Source organism: Microbulbifer sp. CAU 1566 (assembly GCF_023156515.1).
GTDB lineage: Bacteria > Pseudomonadota > Gammaproteobacteria > Pseudomonadales > Cellvibrionaceae > Microbulbifer.
On record NZ_JALNMG010000002.1, the window covers coordinates 28643 to 49258 of the forward strand.

Genomic DNA, 20616 nt, shown 5'->3' on the forward strand with positions numbered 1-20616 from the left:
CTGGCTGGTCGTATTACCCGTCGTATAAGCTAGCCTGAAATACCCGTCCCCGAAGTACCTATCAGAGTGTTTGTGGCGATCAATGACCGATGTGCTAATACAGGCCCGTAACCTCAGCCGCGCATACCACAACGGACGCGAACAGATTTGCGTGCTGCAGGGGTTATCGCTCGAACTTCGCGCTGGTGAGTCGGTGGCGGTGATCGGCCCTTCTGGCTCTGGTAAAAGCACCTTGTTGAACCTGTTGAACGGTCTGCTTCCACCGGATAGCGGCGAACTGCAGCTGTTCGGCCGCACGCATTCTCTGCTTACGGATAGCGATTGGGCCGAATTGCGTCGCACCCGTATCGCCACATTGTTTCAGGATGGCAACCTGATCCCCACGCTCACGGTTTCCCGCAATATTGCTTTTCGCGCCGGGCTCGCCGGCCTGCAAGAACATGAGGGTAGGGCGCTGCTGGAGCAGTTGGATATAGCGGACACTGCACACCGCTATCCCGATCAACTCTCCGGAGGCCAGCGCCAGCGTGCGGCGCTGGCCTGTGCTTTTGCCATGCGCCCGGCCCTGATACTTGCCGACGAACCCACCGGCAGCCTCGACTACGCCACCGCCCAGCGCGTGGCACCGCTGTTTTTTGACGCGATTCGCGAGCGCGCGCTGGGCGCGTTGATCGTTACCCATAATCCGGAGCTGGCCCAGCGCTGCGACCGGATCCTAGAACTGCGGGAAGGAGCCCTGCGTCCATGGGACTCGGCCGTGTCTTCCTGAGCCATTACCAGCGTCACCCGGGGCAATTGATCGGACTGCTGTTGATCCTGGTGTGTGCCGCCATACTATGGAGTGGCGTCCGATCGCTCACCGGCTCGGCAGAGGATGCCGTTGTCCGCTCCCGCGCAGCGCTGGAGCCGTTACTGAGTATCGAGCGTGTGGATCAACGCAAGCTCACGGTGGAGGACTTCGCGCAGTTGCGCCGCGCTGGGCTCTGTGTGTCACCACGGATGGAGGTGCGTTTTACGGCCAGTGACACGCCTGTGGTGGTCGGGATTGACCCCTTCAGTGCCGCCTGCCTGCGCCAGTACGCCGAGACCTCGGGACAGAGGGGTGATGCCGCTATTCAACTGGTGGAGCGAATGATCGCCACCTTCGAGCGCCCGCGATTTTTTGGCAGCACGAAAGACTTCGCGCGCTGGCAGCAACTTGGGTTGCCGAACACCGATGACTTGTCGCTGGAGGTAATCGACGGGCTGCCGGTGGGACAACTAGTGACTGACATTTCTGTTGCGGCAGAACTGGCCGTGAACGGACACGGCAGACTTGCGATTCTATTGCCGGCGGCGGAATTACAGCGAATGGCGCTCCCCGCGGAATATCGCGCTCAGGTGCAGGACTATGGCGTGGAGCCGGACCCGCTGGTAGATGCCTTTCTCCTCAGCCTCAACGCGCTGGGTGCCCTGACACTGTTGGTGGCCGCTTTGCTGGTGCGCAGTGTTTATCGCCTGGCGTCGGAGCAGCGGCGCGGTACCCTGGATATTTTGATACGGCTCGGGGTTCCCTCGACGCGGTTGCGGCTGGCCCTGATTACCGAAATTCTGCTGGTTGCCCTGATAGGTGGCAGCCTGGGTCTGTGGCTGGGTGGCCGCCTGGCGGCGGCGATGCGCGATGGATTCCGGGGAACGCTCAGTGGTCTTTTCGATGTTGAGACACTGGCGCAGCACTCGCCCACTGCGGGAACCTGGCTCGGCCTGGTATTAATTCTCGCCATAGTAGTTGCCTGGGCCTGCGCAGATTTGTGGGGGCGCCCGGCTTTGCGTGTCGGCCAAGCGAGGCAGAGGGAAGTGGCAGAAAATTGGCGTTGGTGGGGAGCCATCGCCATTGGCTGTGTGTCACTGGCTTGCCTGCTGCTGACGGGCAAGCTCTGGCTGATCTTTCTCGCCACACTCGGTTGCCTGGTGAGTGCCGGTCTGTTGCTACCTGAATTATTGAGCGGACTATTTAGGTGCTTGTTGGGCAGAGCCGAGCGGCACTATCGCCGGCATCTACTGGAGTGGTCCATATCCGAAATGCGCGCCCTGTGCCGGCTATTGCAACTGCCACTCACGGCACTGGCCTTCGCGATTGCTGCGGCGATTGGGGTGCAGGCAATGGTGACCGGCTTCGAATCCACGTTTGCGCGCTGGCTCGACCAGCGTTTGCAGGGGGATCTCTATCTCGACCCGGGGCGCCCGGTCGACGTTTCTGTATTCAGTGAAAGATTGCGTAGATTGCCAGGGGTGAACAGCGTCCTGCCGATGGTGCGTGGGCGCGGCGTGCTGGGGGCGCTGCCCGTGGACGTATTGGGCGTCGATCCCTCGTCGCCACTTTTGCAAGACTGGCCATTTCTTGATGCGATAGCGAACCAATGGGCTGCACTGCCGAATGGCGGGGTCATGATCAATGAACAACTGGCACGAAGGCAGGCGCTGGGCATTGGCGATCAGGTAACCCTGCGGCTTGGTTCAGAGACACTGAACCGTAAAGTGCTCGGCATCTACGCCGATTACGGCCGGCCAGAGGGCGAGTTACTTTTGCCCATCGCGGCTTTGCCAATTGGACTCCCGAATCGCTACACCACGTTTGTGCTGGGCAGCCAAGAGCCCGGCAACACACGGTGGCAGCAGTGGCCGGATAAATACCCATGGCTCACGGGCAGTCGCCTGCGCGATCAGCAGGGACTGAAGCAGGCTGCCAACACTGCGTTTGCACGAACCTTCCAGATGACTCGTCTGTTAAACACGCTGACTCTAACACTGGCGGGGACCGCGCTGGCACTGATGGGACTGGCGATTTTCCGGCTGCGGCAGGGCAGTTATACCTTGCTGTATGTGTACGGCGTACAGCGCACCAGCCTGCGCCGTCGGCTGATCGCCCACAGTATGCTGGTGACTGGTTTACTGGGCCTTCTGGCGATACCGCTGGGAATATTTCTGGGTTGGGTGCTGGTTGCCCGGGTTAATCCCGCTGCGTTCGGCTGGGCACTGCCGCTGCATTTCTACCCAGGGTTCTGGCTGCAGGTGTGGGTACTTTGTCTGTCCATTGGCGCAGTTGTGGGCGCGCTGGTGGGGAATCCAGTGCGGCTGGAGTCGTTGAAAAGTGAATAACCGCTGTTGCATTTTTTTGATTTTCATCATGCTTGCGGGCTGTACCAAAGAGCCTGCAACCGATGCCTCTGTCGAAGCGCTGAGTGCTTCGCCGGAGGGTTTTCGTCAGGCGGTTCCAGGTATGACCGTAAACCTGCCACGAGATATGGGGGCGCATCCGGAGTTCCGTCTCGAGTGGTGGTATCTCACCGCGAATCTGAAAACGGTGGATGGGGAACTATTCGGTGTGCAATGGACATTGTTTCGCACCGGTATTCGTCCCGGTCCCTACGGTGACAATCAACCGGGCTGGCAGCGCAACGAAGTCTGGTTCGCCCATGCAGCCCTGAGCCGCCCCGACGATCATCACTTCGCTGACCGCGCAGCCCGGGGAGGTACTGGCCAGGCCGGGGTAGACACACAACCTTTCAGAGCCTGGATTGATCACTGGCAGCTCGAAAGCCTGGAAGACAAAAACTGGGTGTTGAGCGTTGATGGCGAGGACTTCCGCTACCGTCTTCAACTGCAGCCATCGGCGTCCGTTGTATTGAATGGCGACCGCGGGTTCAGTGCCAAGTCTGCCGGGGGTGGTGGTTCGATGTATTTCAGTTTTCCGTTGCAGGTAACCGGTGGTGAAGTACAAATAGGTACAGAAAAATATAACGTCAGTGGGCAAGGGTGGTTCGATCGCGAGTGGAGCAGTCAGTACCTGAAATCAGATCAAGAGGGCTGGGACTGGATGGCACTGCACCTGGACGACGGCCAGCACCTGATGTTGTTTCGGGTGCGCGGAGCGGAGGACTATTTCTTCGGCACCTTGGTTGCCGCCGATGGCGCTGCGCAAACACTGGGTAGTAGTAAATTCAGCCTACGGCCAATTAAAAGCCGCGCCACGCGTTATGGCGAAGTGCCGGTCGTCTGGCAGTTACAGGTGCCTTCGGAAAAGATTGATCTCAAAATACAGTCCTGGCCCGGCGAATACTGGAATTCCGGTGCTTTGCGATACTGGGAGGGTCCGGTGACAGTCAGTGGCAGTCACACCGGGGAGGGTTACCTGGAAATGACGGGCTATGGAAAGTGAATGCGTGCGGCACAATTTCCAGGTCCCAGCAGGTGTTGGTATTAAATGAAATAGGGAGCTGGTGCCATCACGGGGGAGCCTTTGGGGGGCGCCCAGAATGATCACCTGTTAATCGAAGTTGATGAATCCAAGATGCCACGGGGGTGTGGTGTGGGTTCTGAGTAAATTATCCGGGGCTGATGTAGTCAGTGGACAGATAATTTCAGGACACGTCCTTGTGTCCAGTAGTCGTTCAAATGCTGTTAAAAACGCAAGCGAACACCGAGTGCACCGTCGACGCCAAAGCCTTCTTTGCGATCGTTATCACTGAAAGCAAAGTTTGGTACTGCCTGGATATAGGCTTGCAGGCTCGGTGCAATACCGAAGGACAGGCCGATTGGCAGGCGGACACCGGCTTTGTCGTTGTAATCGTCGTGATCGCCACCCACGAAGAAGCCGCCCGCGTCAATGTACGCGTGCATAGTGCGGCGGTCGTTGTAAAAGTTCTGCAGGCGCATATCTACCGCAATAGCATCGCTGTTGACGAAGATGGAAGTTCCCCGGAACTGTGCGGTCACGCCTGCGCCCAGGTCATAGGCGACGCCGAGCCCGAAGCCCGAGTTATTGTTGGCGAGAGAGGGGGCGCTAAACAGGGTTGCCAGAAGGGGCAGGGCAATACGGAGCAATTTCATCGGTACCTCGTCTATTACTCTTAGGTGGGTGTTTTTGGTTAAAAACTCGGCGGCGAGTATAGAGATACGCGCGTTTGCTGCTTTGCGTCAGATCACAATTGAAGCAAGGTCTGGGCTTTAACCGATCCCAGCAAGACGAGGGGCCTTAAAAGCGGGATAATGCCGCGCTTCTGTATTTGCCCACTCCAATTCCCCTAATTCCGGTAGTTTCCATGGAAATCAACGTCAACTTTCTCGATAACCTGCGCCTTGAGGCCAAGTTTGACGACTTCACAGTCATCACTGATCAGCCAATCCGCTACAAGGGTGACGGTTCGGCGCCGAGTCCATTTGACTATTTCCTGGCATCTTCTGCGCTTTGTGCAGCTTACTTCGTACGGGTGTATTGCCTGTCACGCAACATTTCCACGGACAATATCCGGCTGTCGCAGAACAATATCGTCGACCCGGAGGATCGCTATAACCAGATCTTCAAGATCCAAGTGGAGCTGCCGGAGGATATTTCAGATAAGGATCGGCAGGGGATTCTGCGCTCTATCGACCGCTGCACAGTCAAAAAGGTGATTCAGACGGGGCCGGATTTCCAGATCGAGACGGTGGAGAACCTGGCAGAAGATGCCCAGGCACTGCTGATGGTGGAGCCGGATGCGTCGCATCAGACGATGATCGAGGGCAAGGATCTGCCGCTGGAGCAGACCATTGCCAACATGACCCGGATTCTTGCGGATCTCGGGATGAAGATCGAGATTTCCTCGTGGCGGAATATCGTGCCGCATGTGTGGTCCCTGCACATTCGCGATGCGGCGTCACCCATGTGCTTTACCAACGGCAAGGGTGCTACAAAAGAGAGCGCTCTTTGCTCTGCATTGGGTGAATTCATTGAACGGCTGAACTGCAATTTTTTCTACAACGACCAGTTTTTCGGTGAGGAAATTGCCAATGCGCCGTTTGTGCATTACCCGAATGAGCGGTGGTTTGCACTGGAGGAGGACGACGGGCTGCCAGAGGGCATTCTGGATGACTACACCCTTGCCATTTACAACCCGGAAGGGGAGCTGGGTGGTTCCAATCTGGTCGACACCAACTCCGGTCGCGCCGATCGGGGTATCTGTTCTCTCCCGTTCGTGCGCAAATCGAATGGTGAGGAAGTCTATTTCCCGTCGAACCTGATCGAGAACTTGTTCCTCAGTAACGGTATGAGTGCCGGCAATACCCTGGCCGAAGCACAGGTCCAGTGCTTGTCAGAAATCTTTGAGCGCGCGGTGAAGCGGGAGATTCTCGAGCACGAAATCGCCTTGCCCGATGTGCCCCGGGCGGTACTGGAGCAATACCCGGCAATCCTCGAGGGCGTTGAAGAACTGGAAAAGCAGGGCTTCCCGATTCTGGTCAAGGACGCCTCTCTCGGTGGCCAGTTCCCGGTGATGTGTGTAACCCTGATGAATCCCCGCACCGGTGGTGTCTTTGCCTCTTTTGGTGCGCACCCGAGCTTGCATGTGGCGCTGGAACGTAGCCTGACGGAACTGATGCAGGGGCGCAGTTTCGAGGGCCTGAACGATGTGCCGCCTCCCACCTTCAACAGCCTCGCGGTCACCGAGCCACACAATTTCGTGGAGCACTTTATTGACTCCACTGGCGTGGTGTCCTGGCGCTTCTTCAGTGCCAGCTCCGATTACGAATTTGTCGAATGGGATTTCTCCGGCAATCACGCGGATACCAACGAAACCGAAGCGGATCGGCTGTTCCGGATTCTCGAAGAGATGGGCAAGGAAGTGTATATGGCCACCTACGAGGATCTGGGTGCGCCGGCGTGCCGGATTCTTGTGCCCGGCTATTCCGAGGTGTATCCGGTGGAAGATTTAATCTGGGACAACACCAACAAGGCACTGGATTACCGCGAGGACATTCTCAACCTGCACACACTGGGCGAAGCGCAGCTCGAAGACCTGGTAGAGCGGCTGGAAGAGAGTCAGATCGACAACTACGAAACCATCATCACCCTGATCGGTATTGAGTTCGATGAAAATACCGTTTGGGGACAGCTGACCGTACTGGAGCTGAAACTGCTGATTTACCTGGCCCTGCAGCGGCAGGAGGAGGCGCTGGAGCTGGTGGAGAGTTTCCTGCAGTACAACGACAACACCGTAGCGCGGGGCCTGTTTTATCAGGCAGTGCGCGCGGTATTGGAAATTGCGCTGGACGACGAGCTTGAACTGGCGGATTACATTGACAATCTGCAGCGCATGTTCGGACGTGAAACCATGGATGCGGTGGTTGGCTCGGTGGATGGCAGTCTGCGCTTTTATGGCCTTACCCCGACCAATATGCAATTGGAAGGATTGGAAAAACACCTGCGTTTGATCGAGAGCTATAAAAAGCTGCATGCCGCCCGCGCATCTCGTTAAGTGATCCAAACGCAAAGAGGCCGCCTGGCAATGCGAGAATTCTCGTCTTGCCAGGCGGCCTCTTTACATTACTGGTACCAGCGCGGTTTAGAACTTGAATTCGGTACCGATACCTACGTAGCTGCGTTCAAAATCGCCTGCGGCCGTTTCGTTGGTATAAAAGCTGAAAACCTTGGCGGCCTTGGATAATTTGTAGTCCAAGCCCAGGCTGAAGGTCTCACCGTCGGTTTTGATGATGTCGGATTGACCGTACTGGGCCTTGGCAGTCCACTGGTTGATTTTGTAGGCGACGGAGGTTACCCAGCCGTCCTTTTTGATGTTTTCATCATCTTCCTGCTCTTCGTAGAGCCCGCCCACTTGCCAGTTACCCAGATTGTATTGGGCTGTGTAACGGGATACTTGCCAATCGTTGGCCTCAACGCCGTTGTCTATGGCATAGGCCAGGTAAACACCATTGTTTTCGTAAGACAGCGCAATGGAGGTACCGTTGTCGCGAGTATCGATCACATTGCCTTCGTCATCGAAAATATCCGCTTTGCTGTTGCTGATGTAATCGGCCGCAAGGCGGAAACCAGCGTAAGTCGGCGTGGTGTACTGCAGGCTATTGGAAACCCGGTTGTCGCTTTTGGTGATCAGGCTTTTGATATCGCCTTCGTAGTCATTGAAAAGGTCAACGCGCTTTTGTGACAGTTTCATCGGCGTGTCGAATTTGCCACCGATGATCTGGCCAAAGCCACCCTGCAGGCCAGCGTAGATATCCCGCTGCTTGAAGGTTTCGTCGGATTCTCCGGCGATGTCGACTTCGTACTCCATTTTGTAAATGCCCTGGATTCCGGCATCGAAGTCCAGCTCACCTTTCACGCCCAGGCGCGAAGCGTTACTTTTGACATCGGTGATTGCGCCGTCACCTTCATCATTGGACTGGAATGATGCATTGGCTTTACCGTAATAGGTAAATACCTCTGCGCTTGCCAGGGAGGGGAGGGCTGCAGCCAGTGCCAGTGTCAACGCCGTCTTTTTCATATGCTTCTCGTAAAAGTGTTAAGAAGTAAGCTTGAGTTCAGATGCGGCGCAGTTTGCACACCAAATGTTACAAAAAGGTTAAATGTGTAAGCTTCTTGAAAGTTTTTTGACGGAATTGGGGCAGGGATTTGAAGGAATTGTGACTGTGCAGTGCTGCAAAGTCAGGTTATGACTGATTGGCAGCGCCGGTGGGAGGGTTCATCGCTCGTTGGCTGGCCTTACTGCTTGTGTCTCATCAGCCTGGTCAGTTAAATCAGACGTGCTTGATGCATCGCGACTTGGTGGGGTAGCCAAGGGCGTGCTGGTGTTTTTTAGGCCTAGGGAAGGGCGGATTGGGTATGCATGGAGGGCTTAGGATGGTGCCCGACCGGGGAAGTCTGTGCCGGAAACAGGCCCGACCGGGCCTCGGGCTATGGGCATTGGCCGCGGGGGTGGGGCAGGTAGCTCTCTGGCCAGGACTTCCTTTTGAGGCGGGCATTACCGGAATGGCCGGCGTATGCGTGCTGGTCGTGGGGACCCTTGTTGTCCTCGGCGTGGTACCCGCGCCTGGGCGTATGCGAGGGGCGCTCTGCACGTTTGTCCTGCCGTTTCTGCTGGGTACTTGCTGGGGCCTTTCCGCGAATCATCAGTCGCTTTCGCAAAGGCTGCCACTTCCGCTGCATGGAGCCGATTTCAAGGTTCGTGTAGAGCTCCGCTCCCTCCCGCAAAAATCCCCCGCAACTTTCTCATTTGGTCCGAAACCCAGGTCCGTTACCGGCTACCTGGATGCTCGATTTCGCGCGCGTGTGCTTGAGGCGTCAGAGCCGGGGCTGGTAGGGCAGGACCTGCTCCTGAGCTGGTATCGGGCCGACAGCGCCGCCCTCAGGGACTTGTCTGCAGGTAGTCAATGGCAAATGACGGTGCGCCTGAAGCGGCCCCGCGGCAGCGCCAATCCTCATACATTTGATTATGAAGCCTGGCTGTTGCAGCAGGGAATTTATGCCACGGGTTATGTGCGCGACCAGGATGGGGCGCCGCAATTTTTAACTCCGGGTACCGGGCTGAATGCAGTGCGCGAAGCGTTGCGCGCGCAAATCCAAGAGCGCGGGCTCGACCACCAGGCATTGGTAGGGGCCTTGCTGTTGGGGGACAAGACTGGCCTAGATACCGAGAATCAGGCGCTGCTGCAGCGCACCGGTACCGCGCATCTGTTGGCCATTTCCGGTCTGCATGTGGGAATGGTCGCTGGCTGCTTTTTCATGCTAGGTGGACTGATTGGTCGTCTGCTGGGTTTGACGGGATGGCGCTATGCGCAGAACCCGTTGCTGTTGGCGGGGGTGGCTGCGCTGGTCGCTGCTGCAGGATATACGCTGGTCAGCGGTGCCCCATTGTCGGCACAGCGCGCTTTGATCATGACGGCGGTGGGCATATTGGCACTGCTGAGTCGCCGCAGGATCAGCGCGGATCTGGCCTATGCGCTGGCGCTCGCCGCGGTATTGTTGCTGCAGCCCCTGGCGGTATTGAACGCCGGGTTCTGGCTCTCGTTTGTGGCGGTGGGGGTTCTGATACTGCGCTTTCAGGGGCGCAGCGGTTCGTCGCATTCAGGCGCACTTAACCGGCTGCTGGATTGGGGGCGGGGGGCCATGCAGAGCCAGTGGGCCATTTTGGTTGGCCTGTTGTTACCCTCAGTCCTGATCTTTTCTGGAGTCAGCGTCAGCGGGCTGGTGCTGAACCTGATTGCGATTCCCTGGCTGGGCCTGCTGATTCTCCCTGCCGTCTTGCTTGGGGCTGCGGTACCTCTGGCACCTTTGAAGACGGCGCTGTGGCAGTTTTCCGACTGGCAGCTGGGATGCCTGATGGACTTTTTGCAGTGGGCCGATCGTGTATTACCCGGTTGGCAATCTCTGCCTGTACCGGGTGTGGCCCTGGCGGGGATGCTCGCAGTCAGTTGCTTCTGCCTGCTGCTGCCACGAGGGGTGCCCGGGCGACACTTGGGTTGGTGTTTGCTGCCGGTGGTGGCCGTCGGCCTGTTGCCCTGGCAGCGGCCGGTTGCGCCGTATTTCCAGCTCACGGTACTGGATGTGGGACAGGGGCTCGCGGTCGCCGCGGAGACCGAGCGCCATACGCTGGTATTCGATAGCGGGGCGGATTCCGCAGGTGGCTGGAGTGGCGGTAGCAGTGTTGTGGCGCCCTACCTGATTGGGCAGGGGCGACAGAGCCTGGATGCACTGGTGGTCAGCCACGGCGACCGGGATCACGCGGGCGGGGTTGCTGGCTTGTTGCAGCGGCTGCCGGCGCGGCGCCTTATTGGCCCAGGACGGCTGCCGCATCGATTGGCGGCGATTGATCACGCAACGGGTTTGCCAGGAGCCTCCCCTTGCATTGCCGGGAACCGCGAAACCTTCGGCGAACTATCGCTGACCTGGCTCTGGCCGCGCTCGGGGGCAATGAGCGGCGAAGAAAACGATCACAGTTGCGTGGGCCTGCTTGCCTGGCGCGGCGCGCGGATCCTGTTGACCGGGGACATTTCCAGCCGGGTAGAGTCTCAGCTGCAGGCGCTGTACCCGGATTTTGCGCCGGTAGATGTGCTGGTAGCACCGCACCACGGTTCACGGACTTCCTCTTCAGCGGGCTTTATCCAGTGGGCCCGCCCCGACAAAGTCATTTTCAGTGCTGGCTTTCGACACCATTTTGGCCATCCGCACCCGGAGGTGGTGGAGCGCTATGCGTCGAGAAAGGTACAGCAATTCAATACCGCAGAAACGGGTGGAATAACGTTCTCCTGGTCTTCGGTTGCGCGAGCACCGGACACTCAGTGCGCACGGCGTGCGCCAAAATTCTGGCTCGGCGCTGACCATGGCGGTGGCTTGGCGCTTTGCGAGTGACGGATGTGTGCGCCTGTTTGTGCGCCTGTGCGCCTTGTGGTTGCGACGTCTGAATCCTGTTTGCCGTCCGTTACTTCCCATCTGTGAAAATTGTCTTCCAATCGACGGATCTGTGAGAGCTGGGTCAAGGTTTGGCCTCTGCCGCGGTGGTACCGTTGCGCCAACATTCAGCAAACAGAAGTACCGGTTATTTGCATGAAATTTAATCAGTTGACTACGGCTTCCGTAATGGTCGTGAGTCTCGTTACTTGCGGGGGCGCGTCCGCATCGGAGTGGAAGTATTCCCTCGGGACAGACATCAGTAGCGGAAGCTATGGTGATTCCGTTGACACCGATATCGTTTCCACACCTTTCACCGCCAGTTATTCACCGAATGCCAGTTGGACATTCAAGGCGTCCTTGCCCTGGACACAAATGGAGGGCCCGGGTGGCGTAATCCCCGGCGGGGATGGCGGAATAGTTGTCGGTCCTGGAAATGGCAACGGTAACGGCAATGGCAACGGAAATGGGGGAGGGCAGACGAGCGAAGAAACCCTGTTGATCAAGGAGTCTGGTATCGGCGACTTGTGGTTGACCGGTACCTACAGCTTGGAGCCGATTGCCCAGCAGTATTTTGTCGACCTGTCTGCCAAATACAAATTGCCACTGGCGGATGAGAATAAAGGCTTGGGAACCGGTGAAGCGGATTACACGCTGCAGGCGGAAGTCTTCACGGTTATTGGCGACCTGACGCCCTCTTTTACATTGGCAAAAAAATACAAGGGTGACCTTCCGGAAACCGAGTTGCGGGATGTCTGGTACACCTCGGTGGGAACGGGCTATCGCCTTAGCGAAATTTCAAGTATCGGCGCCTCGCTGGATTATCAGCAGGCGGTGACGTCGGCCAGTGATCCACAAACGGAAATCTTTGGTTATTTGAGCCACAAGCTCAGCGATCAATGGACGGGCATGGTGTACGGGTACATCGGCCTCACGGATAGCAGTCCCGATCAGGGAGTCGGTTTCCAGATCAGTTACCGCCCGCGCGACTAGCGTGCTGGCGAGTGCAAATATTAGCCAAGCAGGAGAAATACCATGAATATTCCTTTTAAAACGACCGCGCTGGCTGCGGTGCTTGCAGGCATTGCCTGTGCTTCTCACGTGTGGGCAAACGAAGATATGCCGGAAACGGACACCACTGAGGTTGAGGTGGTTGAAGTTGCCAATACCGTATCAGGCGATCGTATCGCGGGTATGTTCAGTGATTTCTTTGGTAGTGACGAAGCATCGCAAGGTGTTGTGGCCGGTCTGCGTGACGGCAGCATTCACTATGTCGAGCCCGTTGTAGAGGGCGAGGGGGACGTAGTGGTTGACGTCGAAGTTTCCGAAGACGGTGTGGAAGTAGAAGTAACTGAAGACGGTGTAGAAATTGAAGAAGGGGCCACCGCGGGCGCCGGTATGGGCTACGGCAATGTGCTGATCACCATGGCACTGGCTGAGCAACTGGCAGGTATGTCCCAGGCACAAGCGCTGGAAGGCGAGCTTGGCATGACTGCTGATGAGTCCCTGAACGAAATCTTGCGTATGCGCCAGGTTGACGGTATGGGTTGGGGCAATATTGCCAAGGAGCTGGGCGTAAACCTTGGCGAGATCATGAGCGGTATACACTCTAACCGTCCCGATATGACGGAAAAACTGGCTAGCCGGGACTTACAAAAGTCCATGCGTGCCGAGAAGCATGCAGACCGTGATTTGGCTCGTGCGGAACGTACTGCAAACACGGAGCGTGCTGCAAAGGTCGAGCGCGTTGCTAAGGTTGATCGTCCTGAGAAGCCGGTACGCCCGGAAAAAGCTGAGCGACCAGAAAAACCACAGCGCCCCGAACGCCCGGGAAAGTAATGCGCTGGTAAGCTCGCGTAGTATTAAAAATAGCCGCACTTGTGCGGCTATTTTTTTTATCTGCTCGCTGATCTGCTACAGAAGTGCCCCATATCAACGGCCCGGGCCCGCTTTTGACAGCGTGGCTGGAATTGCAATCCGGTTCACAAGGATGAAAAACATGCCCATCGGCCACTTAGCTCACCGGGATGAGCTGTGGTAGAGTCTCCCGCTACTACCTAACCCGTTACCCTTGGGGTTGGTCACATTTTGTACCGTTGTTTTGGGCCTAAAAAAAGTGTTAGAAATAATAAAGTCCGGCGGCTGGCTAATGCTGCCAATCCTGCTCTGTTCCGTTGCTGTTATCGCTATTTTCATCGAGCGCCTGTGGACGCTTAACGAGCGCAAGATTGCCCCCCGCGCCCTGCTGGGTGAAGTCTGGAGCGGTTTAAAAAACAACCAGTTGACCACTGAGAAAATCAAGGAATTGCGGGATTCCAGCCAGCTGGGGCGCATTTTTGCCGCCGGTCTGTCGAACTCCCGTCATGGCCGTGAGGTCATGAAAGACAGTATCGAGGAAGCTGCCAGCCAGGTAGTACACGAGCTGGAGCGTTTCCTGAATGTGCTGGGTACTATCGCCGCAGTTGCTCCCCTGATCGGGTTGCTGGGTACCGTGGTAGGCATGATCCAGGTATTTACCGCGATTATGCTTGAGGGCACCGGCAACGCCGGTGTACTTGCTGGAGGTATCTCCCAGGCACTGATTACTACCGCAGCGGGCCTGAGTGTGGCCATCCCTGCCTTGATGGCGCACCGTTACTTCCAGCGCCGTGTCGATTCCATTGTGGTCACCATGGAGCAGGAGGCCGTCAAACTGGTCGACGCCCTGCACAGCGATCGCCGCATTGAAGCTGCAGCCTGAGCGCTCAACGCCAATTACGCTATATAGGCAGGAGCGCTAGATGCAATTTCGTCGCCAGAATACCGAGCAGGAAGGGGTCAACCTCACACCGTTGATCGATGTCGTATTCCTGTTGCTGATTTTTTTTATGGTGTCTACCACCTTTACCAAGGAGAGCCATCTCCAGCTGAACCTGCCGGAAGCGGCGGGGCCGCAGGTTGAGAGTCCTCCTTTAACCATTGAAATTCTGATTAACGCAGATGGCTCATACTCCGTCGATGGGCGGGCGCTGATCAACAAGAAGTTGGCCACGCTGAAATCTGCCCTGTCGGAAGTGTCTGCTGGCGAGTACAATCGCCCGCTGATCATTACTGCCGATGCCACCGCACAACACCAGGCGGTGGTTCGTGCGATGGACGCGGCCGGCCAACTGGGATTTGTGCATCTCAGTATTACCACCCGGCAGCCGGACGAACAGTAATCTATAAAGTGTTGAACCGTCGGGGATCGTAAACCGCGCTCCCCGGCGCCCTCCGCAGCGAGTACTTCACCTGCGGTTGTGGCCATTTACGGAGAACACGCTGCCAAGATATTTATGCAAAAATCCCCCCTGCCTGCGCAGAAGCCCCAACACGGCGCGCAAACTTACCGCCGTCTGCTTTCTTACGCTGTTCCCCAGTGGCCGTTGTTTGTTGTCGCGGTTTTCGGCTTTTTCCTCTTTTCCTTCATGGAAGTCGCGCTGATTGCGGTGACTGAGCTGTTGCTCGATGCCGTCGGCTCTGGCATCAATTCTGGGCGGGGGTTTCTCGCGCAATTTGTCGCCAAATATTTCCCGGGCGGCGTTATGCCCCAGGAAACCGCCCGCTGGCTGGTGCCGGTACTGATGCTGGTCATCGTTGGATTGCGGGCCGTGGGTAATTTTATCGGGAGCTACGGTCTGGCGTATGTCGCGCGCGCGGTGATTCATCAGTTGCGCACCGAACTATTTGCGCATATCGGCCAGTTGCCGAGCAGCTATTTTGACCGCTACACCGGTGCCTACCTGATTTCCAAGGTGGCCTACAACGTAGAGCAGGTTACCAATTCCATCACCAAAGCGCTCAAGACGGTGTTCCGCTCGTCATTTACAGCGATTGGATTGTTGACCTATCTGCTGCTGGTGAACTGGAAGCTTACGCTCACGTTTTTCCTGTTCGTGCCGATTATTGCCGTCATTGTCAGTGTGGTGGGTAAGCGTTTCCGCAAGCTGAGTCATCGTATTCAAAACACCATGGGAGATGTTACCCATGTCACCCAGGAAGCGATCAACGGTTATGAGGTCGTGCGCATGTACGGCGGCCAGACCTACGAGAATGCGCGCTTCCAGGCTGCCAGTAACGCCAACCGCCAGCAGTTCATGAAGCTGGTGGTTGCCGACAACGCGAGTGTTTCGGTAATCCAGATAATGGTCGGATTGGCCACGGCGGTGCTGGTGTGGTTTGCCCTGGCGCCGGGCATGGTCGAATCAATGACCGCCGGTGTGTTTGCGTCTTATATCGGCGCTGCTGCCTCGCTGGCAAAGCCTATTCGGAATCTGTCCGAGGTTTATGCGGAAATCCAGAAAGGCATTGCTGCGGCGGAGAGTATTTTCGAAGTGTTCGATGCTCCCAAGGAGCCGGTCGGAGGCAATCTGGCACTGCCGAAACCGGTGACTGGCGCCGTGCGCTTTGACCACCTCGGGTTCCGCTACAGCGATGACGGCCCGGCGGTGTTGAGTGATATCGACTTTTCTGTACCGGCCGGGCAGACAGTGGCACTGGTCGGCGCATCTGGCTCCGGCAAGAGTACCCTGGTAAGCCTGCTTTCCCGCTTCTACGACCCGACCTCCGGGCGAATTCTGCTGGATGAGGTGGATATTACCCAGGTACCGGTGACCGCACTGCGTGAGCAGATCAGCCTGGTTTCGCAAAATATCGTACTGTTTAACGATACGGTGTACCGCAATATCGCCTATGGCGAGCTGGAAAACCGCTCGGAAGAGGAAGTGCAGCGGGCAGTAGATCTGGCCCATGCGCGCGGTTTTATCGAAGAGTTGCCCGACGGCCTGCAAACGGTGCTGGGTGACAATGCCCAGATCCTGTCCGGCGGCCAACGCCAGCGTCTGGCGATTGCCCGCGCACTGCTGAAGGATTCTCCGCTGCTCATTCTGGATGAGGCGACATCGGCCCTGGATAATGAGTCCGAGCGCAATATTCAGGCGGCGCTGACAGAGGTGATGAAAAATCGCACGACCTTTGTCATCGCCCATCGCCTCAGTACCATTGAAAACGCAGACTGTATTCTGGTGATGGACCAGGGGCGTATCGTGGAAAGTGGAACCCACAGTGAGCTGCTGGCTCTTGGTGGTCGATACGCTCTGCTGTTACAGCAGCAGTCAGGCGGCGCAATCGGTTAAGGGTAGTGTCTTGGGAAGCGGTGACGTTCGACACTGCTCCGCACAAAGATGACATCAGGGATTTGGACAGGGGGCGCACAGCGCAATGTCTCTTGAAGACTGGTTGAACAAACGCTGGTATCCGGCGACGGACGGCGGCGACAGTGACGGCATGCAACTGCCGTTGCTGGCGCCATTGGAGTTGGTGTTTCGTCATGGCAGTCGGTGGCGCAAGCAACGCAAGCAGGCGAAACCACTGCCGGTTCCGGTCATCGTGGTGGGGAATATCACCGTTGGTGGCGCGGGCAAGACGCCGATCGTGGCGGAGCTCGGCCGCTGGCTACAGGAGCGTGGGCGTAAACCGGGCATTATCAGCCGGGGCTACGGCGGCCGCGCCAAGCATTATCCCTATAACGTCACCGCACAATCTCACCCCCTGGAATCCGGTGATGAGCCGTTGATGCTGCACTTGATGACCGGTTTGCCGGTGATGGTGTCACCCAGGCGGGCGGAAGCGGCTGAGGCGTTAATTGCCGAACACGGCTGCGACGTCATTCTTTCGGACGATGGACTGCAGCACTACGAACTTTGGCGCAGCCTGGAGATCTGTGTAGTGGATGGGAAGCGGGGGCTCGGCAATGAGCACCTGCTGCCGCGCGGGCCACTGCGTGAATCCGTTGACCGCCTTGCCCATGTGGATATGGTGGTTGCTAATGGCAAGCCCAGTGAGCTGGTGCTGTCACAGTGCGGAGAACAGATCGACTTTGCGATGGAGCTGGCACCATCCCGCTGGCACCAGTTCAATCTGGATCAAACGTCCACACTCAAGTTGGAGTCCGGGCCGGAGGTGGGGCCCTGCCATGGGGTGGCAGCCATCGGTAACCCCCAGCGCTTTTTTAATGCACTGCGTGCGCTTGGTTATACGGTTATGGAAATGGCGTTCCCCGATCATCACCAGTACAGCCAGCAGGAGCTGCAGCTGGACGGTGTTACTCCGGTGATCATGACCATGAAAGATGCGGTCAAATGCCGCGATTTCTGGCAATCGCACTGGTGGGCCATCGAGGTTCAGGCACAGTTTCCGGATCTGTTCTATCAACGCATACACCAGCACCTTGAAAACTTTTCCTCGAATGCAGCTGATTCGAGTAAGGCCCAGTAGAACTCATGAATTCAACAGAAAAAGAGCCGGTGGCGCCGGCTTTTGATGTCATCATTCCTGCCCGCTACGCCTCCAGTCGCCTGCCGGGAAAACCTCTGGCGGAAATCGCCGGTAAACCCATGGTGCAGCGCGTGTATGAGCGTGCCAGTGAAAGCAGTGCCGAGCGGGTAGTGGTTGCAACCGACGATATGCGGGTGGCGGAAGCGGTGCGGGCTTTTGGTGGTGAGGTCTGCATGACCAGCCCGGAGCACGCTTCGGGAACCGATCGTTTGCAGGAAGTGGCGCGCAACCTGGCGGTAGCGGATGACCGGATTCTGGTCAATGTTCAGGGGGATGAGCCGCTGATTCCACCGGCGGTGATCGATCAGGTCGCGCGTAATCTGGCGGAAAATACTTCAGCCGGCGTTGCCACTTTGGCGGAGCCTATTACTTCCACCGAAGATTTCCTCAATCCCAATATCGTGAAAGTCGTGGCTGAAGCCTCCGGGCTGGCGCGTTACTTTTCCCGAGCGCCGATTCCCTGGCCGCGCGATGCATTTGCCCGGGAGCCGGGGCCACTGCCTGAGGGACTGAACCCGCGCCGCCACATTGGCATCTATGCTTACCGGGCAGGGTTGTTGAACCTGTTTGTCAGCTGGCCGATGGCGCCAATCGAGCAGTTTGAGGCCCTGGAGCAGCTTCGCTTCCTGTACAACGGCCACGCGATTCACCTGGCGGATGCCTGCGAGGAGGTGCCCGGTGGCGTCGACACCGAGCAGGATCTCAACCGGATGCGCGCGTTATTTGCCCAATAGAGTTAGCAGACCGAGGCCGTCGAACCGCCGGCCGTCGCGCTCGCCTAGCAGGAACTCTCACCTAGCTGGAACTATCGGTACCGGAAGAAAACGCCAATACATGATTCAGTCTGACGTCGATTTACAGCCCTTCAACACCATGACCATAGCCGCGCGGGCCAAGTACTTTTGCGCGGCGACCTCACATGACGAAATGCGTGAAGCACTGGCGTTTGCCCGCAAGCAGCAACTTCCGATCTTGCCATTAGGGGGCGGTAGTAACATCGTACTGACCGGCGATTTTCCGGGGCTGGCGTTGCACATTGGCCTGTTGGGGCATGAATTTGAGCCGTTGGACGATGGTGTGCGCCTGCGCGCTTCCGCCGGTGAGAACTGGCACCAGCTGGTGATGCACAGTGTGGCGCTTGGCTACGGCGGCCTGGAAAACCTGGCGTTGATTCCGGGCAATATCGGTGCCGCGCCCATTCAGAATATCGGTGCATACGGTGTCGAACTAAAAGACACGTTTGAGCAATTGACGGCCATGGAGATTGCGACCGGAAACCTGGTCACATTCACCGCAGAGGCCTGCCAGTTTGGTTACCGCGACAGCCTGTTCAAGGGTGATGCGAAAGACCGGTTCCTGATTTGTGAGGTGGTGCTGAAATTGCCGGCCCGGTGGCAGCCGCAGGTATCTTATCCAGCGCTTCAGCAATACTTTGCCGAGCATCAGCAAGGGGAGCAAGACCTGACGCCAGAGCAGGTTGCCGGTGCGGTTATCGCGATTCGCAACAGTAAGCTGCCGAACCCGGTCGAGATTCCCAACGCCGGGAGCTTTTTCAAAAACCCGGTAGTGGGCGCGTCCCAATACGCCGAATTGAAGCAAAAGCACCCGGACCTTGTCGCCTTCGCCGCGGGTAATGACTGGAAGCTTGCCGCCGGTTGGCTGATCGACCAGGCCGGGTGGCGTGGGTTTGCGAGAGATGGGGTAGGGGTGCACGACCGGCAAGCGCTGGTGCTCGTAAATCCCGGGCATCGTTGTGGCAGTCAGGTCGTCGACCTTGCGCAGGATATCGCCCGGGACATCCAGCAAAAATTTGGCGTGGTGCTTGAGCCTGAGCCGCGTTTCTATCCTTGAGCCACGTTTTTTATCCTTTAGCCGCGTTGCTGTCATTGAGTCGAGTTGCCAGCCCTGAGCACATTGCTAGCCTGTGCGCATGTTGTTCCACCAGGGCTGCCCGGGTAATGCTGAGGGCATTTCACTTCCCGCGAAATTGGTTAATCCCTGTTACCGATCTGTAAGGATCGGTAGGAACAAAGTTGCTTGTTCTTCGGGCAAGAGGAAATGATGCTCACGTAGTGATTGCCCGAATTGCGCGTTTGCCGCTGCCCCAAATTACCCGACAGGTAAGTCGTCTCTCCGGGGCTGGCAGGTCTCCCCAAAAGGAATATCCGGACATCAGTGCTTTTCCGTTATATTGATCCGTAAATTGCAAAAATCCTCCCGTTTTCTACCTCCCCTAGTTGGTACAGTCTTGCTTTGCATCCAGACATTTGTCTGGTATGTTCTCTAAGGGCTCTGTGGATGGATCTTTGCGGGTATTTCCCGCTGGGCGATAACAAAAAAACACAGTTTTTTGCAAGGTCGATTTACTAGGAAAAGTTTGCAAAAGACTGTCTCAAAATCCGTGGTTGGGGCTAATTTGATAAAAGTCTTAGTGGTAGACGATCACGACTTGGTGCGCATGGGAATTTCGCGCATGCTGGGTGACGTCGACGATATCCAGGTGGTAGGCGAAGCCAAGAGCGGCGAAGATGCCATCGCATTCGTACGGGAGACGGCAGTCGATGTCGTGCTGATGGACGTTCGAATGCCTGGTATGGGAGGGCTGGAGGCTACCCGCAAGCTGATTCCGCGCTTCCCGCACGCCAAAGTCATCGCTGTCAGTGCGCTGGATGACGACCTTTTCCCTACTCGGCTGATTCAGGCCGGTGCACTCGGCTACGTGACCAAAGGTGCGGACCTTGAAGAAATGGTGCGCGCCATTCGCTCTGTGGTCGCCGGTGAAACCTATATCAGCAGCTCCATGGCCACCAAGCTGGCATTGCGCAGTGTAAGTGGTGGTGCGTCTCCCTTTGAAGACCTTTCCGAGCGTGAGCTGCAAACAGCGGTCATGATCGTCAACGGCAATAAGGTGGCGGAAATTGCCGAAACGCTTTCGGTCAGTCCGAAAACGGTCAATACCTACCGCTACCGGATTTTCGAAAAGCTGGGTCTGCATTCCGATGTGGAATTGACCTTGCTGGCGGTCAAGCACAATGTACTGGACCCGGAAGAAGCAGTGTAAAATC

Annotated in this window: 16 protein-coding genes; 14 read left to right on the plus strand and 2 right to left on the minus strand. The window is 57.1% G+C overall.

Annotated features, from left to right (window positions below; genetic code table 11):
* Window positions 1–82: 82 nt before the first annotated feature.
* From M0G74_RS05295 to M0G74_RS05305, 3 genes are read left to right on the plus strand one after another with little or no spacing between them, the layout of a single operon-like run.
* Window positions 83–769, plus strand: coding sequence for an ABC transporter ATP-binding protein (locus M0G74_RS05295; protein WP_248215386.1), 687 nt, complete (start codon window positions 83–85; stop codon window positions 767–769).
* Window positions 745–3138, plus strand: a complete 2394-nt coding sequence (locus M0G74_RS05300) for an ABC transporter permease (protein WP_248215388.1) — start codon at window positions 745–747, stop codon at window positions 3136–3138. The genes M0G74_RS05295 and M0G74_RS05300 overlap by 25 nt, the downstream gene beginning before the upstream one ends.
* Entirely contained in the window at window positions 3131–4198 is a 1068-nt protein-coding gene (locus tag M0G74_RS05305; protein ID WP_248215391.1) for a lipocalin-like domain-containing protein, read from the plus strand. The genes M0G74_RS05300 and M0G74_RS05305 overlap by 8 nt, the downstream gene beginning before the upstream one ends.
* Before the next feature lie 242 nt (window positions 4199–4440).
* Here M0G74_RS05305 and M0G74_RS05310 read toward each other — a convergent pair whose 3' ends face one another.
* Window positions 4441–4869 (minus strand): hypothetical protein, encoded by a 429-nt coding sequence (locus tag M0G74_RS05310; protein ID WP_248215393.1) that lies wholly within the window; start codon window positions 4867–4869, stop codon window positions 4441–4443.
* A gap of 212 nt (window positions 4870–5081) precedes the next feature.
* Between M0G74_RS05310 and M0G74_RS05315 the strand changes: the two genes are divergently transcribed.
* Window positions 5082–7271, plus strand: coding sequence for an OsmC domain/YcaO domain-containing protein (locus M0G74_RS05315; protein WP_248215395.1), 2190 nt, complete (start codon window positions 5082–5084; stop codon window positions 7269–7271).
* A gap of 87 nt (window positions 7272–7358) precedes the next feature.
* On the opposite strand, the gene M0G74_RS05320 is transcribed toward M0G74_RS05315, so the two are convergent.
* Window positions 7359–8294, minus strand: a complete 936-nt coding sequence (locus M0G74_RS05320; protein ID WP_248215397.1) for a porin — start codon at window positions 8292–8294, stop codon at window positions 7359–7361.
* A gap of 485 nt (window positions 8295–8779) precedes the next feature.
* Between M0G74_RS05320 and M0G74_RS05325 the strand changes: the two genes are divergently transcribed.
* The 10 genes from M0G74_RS05325 (at window position 8780) to M0G74_RS05370 (ending at window position 20612) form a co-directional block, all read left to right on the plus strand.
* Window positions 8780–11158 carry a DNA internalization-related competence protein ComEC/Rec2 gene (locus M0G74_RS05325; protein ID WP_248215399.1) on the plus strand — a complete coding sequence of 793 codons (2379 nt, stop codon included), beginning with the start codon at window positions 8780–8782 and terminating at the stop codon, window positions 11156–11158.
* Window positions 11159–11353: 195 nt separating this feature from the next.
* Entirely contained in the window at window positions 11354–12190 is an 837-nt protein-coding gene (locus M0G74_RS05330; RefSeq protein WP_248215401.1) for a hypothetical protein, read from the plus strand.
* Between the two features lie 42 nt (window positions 12191–12232).
* Window positions 12233–13036, plus strand: a complete 804-nt coding sequence (locus tag M0G74_RS05335) for a hypothetical protein (RefSeq protein WP_248215402.1) — start codon at window positions 12233–12235, stop codon at window positions 13034–13036.
* 277 nt (window positions 13037–13313) lie between these two features.
* Window positions 13314–13937, plus strand: a complete 624-nt coding sequence (locus tag M0G74_RS05340) for a MotA/TolQ/ExbB proton channel family protein (RefSeq protein ID WP_248215404.1) — start codon at window positions 13314–13316, stop codon at window positions 13935–13937.
* A gap of 40 nt (window positions 13938–13977) precedes the next feature.
* Complete coding sequence (locus M0G74_RS05345) at window positions 13978–14397, plus strand: biopolymer transporter ExbD (RefSeq protein WP_248215406.1); 420 nt, start codon at window positions 13978–13980, stop codon at window positions 14395–14397.
* Window positions 14398–14511: 114 nt separating this feature from the next.
* Complete coding sequence (msbA, locus tag M0G74_RS05350) at window positions 14512–16350, plus strand: lipid A export permease/ATP-binding protein MsbA (RefSeq protein WP_160153741.1); 1839 nt, start codon at window positions 14512–14514, stop codon at window positions 16348–16350.
* A gap of 85 nt (window positions 16351–16435) precedes the next feature.
* On the plus strand, window positions 16436–17491 hold the full coding sequence (lpxK, locus tag M0G74_RS05355; RefSeq protein ID WP_248215408.1) for a tetraacyldisaccharide 4'-kinase: 1056 nt from the start codon (window positions 16436–16438) through the stop codon (window positions 17489–17491).
* Between the two features lie 5 nt (window positions 17492–17496).
* Window positions 17497–18285, plus strand: coding sequence for a 3-deoxy-manno-octulosonate cytidylyltransferase (gene kdsB / locus M0G74_RS05360; protein ID WP_248215409.1), 789 nt, complete (start codon window positions 17497–17499; stop codon window positions 18283–18285).
* Between the two features lie 100 nt (window positions 18286–18385).
* The gene (gene murB / locus M0G74_RS05365) at window positions 18386–19402 is read left to right on the plus strand and encodes a UDP-N-acetylmuramate dehydrogenase (RefSeq protein WP_248215411.1); all 1017 of its coding nucleotides are present in this window, start codon (window positions 18386–18388) and stop codon (window positions 19400–19402) included.
* Window positions 19403–19967: 565 nt separating this feature from the next.
* A complete protein-coding gene (locus M0G74_RS05370; RefSeq protein WP_160153738.1) occupies window positions 19968–20612 on the plus strand; it encodes a response regulator in 645 nt (214 codons plus the stop codon).
* Window positions 20613–20616: the final 4 nt, after the last annotated feature.

Excerpts from the sequence above, each read along its gene's own strand:
- M0G74_RS05295 (WP_248215386.1), top strand. The coding sequence starts at position 83 with ATGACCGATGTGCTAATACAGGCCCGTAACCTCAGCCGCGCATACCAC.
- M0G74_RS05300 (WP_248215388.1), top strand. The coding sequence starts at position 745 with ATGGGACTCGGCCGTGTCTTCCTGAGCCATTACCAGCGTCACCCGGGG.
- M0G74_RS05310 (WP_248215393.1), bottom strand. The coding sequence starts at position 4,869 with ATGAAATTGCTCCGTATTGCCCTGCCCCTTCTGGCAACCCTGTTTAGC.
- M0G74_RS05315 (WP_248215395.1), top strand. The coding sequence starts at position 5,082 with ATGGAAATCAACGTCAACTTTCTCGATAACCTGCGCCTTGAGGCCAAG.
- M0G74_RS05320 (WP_248215397.1), bottom strand. The coding sequence starts at position 8,294 with ATGAAAAAGACGGCGTTGACACTGGCACTGGCTGCAGCCCTCCCCTCC.
- M0G74_RS05325 (WP_248215399.1), top strand. The coding sequence starts at position 8,780 with ATGGCCGGCGTATGCGTGCTGGTCGTGGGGACCCTTGTTGTCCTCGGC.
- M0G74_RS05330 (WP_248215401.1), top strand. The coding sequence starts at position 11,354 with ATGAAATTTAATCAGTTGACTACGGCTTCCGTAATGGTCGTGAGTCTC.
- M0G74_RS05335 (WP_248215402.1), top strand. The coding sequence starts at position 12,233 with ATGAATATTCCTTTTAAAACGACCGCGCTGGCTGCGGTGCTTGCAGGC.
- M0G74_RS05345 (WP_248215406.1), top strand. The coding sequence starts at position 13,978 with ATGCAATTTCGTCGCCAGAATACCGAGCAGGAAGGGGTCAACCTCACA.
- msbA (WP_160153741.1), top strand. The coding sequence starts at position 14,512 with ATGCAAAAATCCCCCCTGCCTGCGCAGAAGCCCCAACACGGCGCGCAA.
- lpxK (WP_248215408.1), top strand. The coding sequence starts at position 16,436 with ATGTCTCTTGAAGACTGGTTGAACAAACGCTGGTATCCGGCGACGGAC.
- kdsB (WP_248215409.1), top strand. The coding sequence starts at position 17,497 with ATGAATTCAACAGAAAAAGAGCCGGTGGCGCCGGCTTTTGATGTCATC.
- murB (WP_248215411.1), top strand. The coding sequence starts at position 18,386 with ATGATTCAGTCTGACGTCGATTTACAGCCCTTCAACACCATGACCATA.